Below are 511 nucleotides of genomic sequence, written 5' to 3'. Positions count from 1 at the left end.
CATGTTGATGAAGCCACAACTGGAGCACCTTCCTTTGGATGACGCATTGCGATAATATCACAATAACCGCTAACTACATGAATTGTATCTGATACTGTTTCTCCCTTAGAAGCACTAGATACGTTTGCAGTTGGGAATCCTAATACCTTTCCTCCAAGTGATAACATAGCACTTTCAAAAGATAGTCTTGTACGTGTACTAGGTTCAAAGAATAGTGTTGCAAGAATCTTATGTGCACATACGTCCTGATAACGTGTACGGTCTTTGATGATATCGTTTGCGAGTGCGATTAAATCATCAATTTCTTCAACAGATAAGTCCATTGGATCAATAATGAATTTTTTCATGGTGAGCTCCTTCTTTATAAACTTGTTTTAATTCCTATCTATTATATCACAGCCCCTCTATTTAAACAGTTTTTTCTAGTAAAAACGTTTAATTGATATATTAACTATATTATTATGGTATAAGTAAGGAGAAAGATTATGACTGAAAAAGAGAAAATGTTGAA

1 pseudogene is annotated in these 511 nt (G+C 34.1%); it reads right to left on the bottom strand.

Features of this window, described 5'->3' with window-relative positions:
- Positions 1 to 347 (bottom strand): annotated as a pseudogene (locus B2S90_RS10530) (aspartate carbamoyltransferase); the annotation flags it as partial.
- Positions 348 to 511: the final 164 nt, after the last annotated feature.

This window comes from Catenibacterium sp. UBA627 (genome assembly GCF_002299355.1).
GTDB classification, from domain to species: Bacteria; Bacillota_I; Bacilli_A; order Erysipelotrichales; family Coprobacillaceae; genus Catenibacterium; species Catenibacterium mitsuoka.
This window is presented reverse-complemented; position numbering and strand designations above follow the sequence as displayed.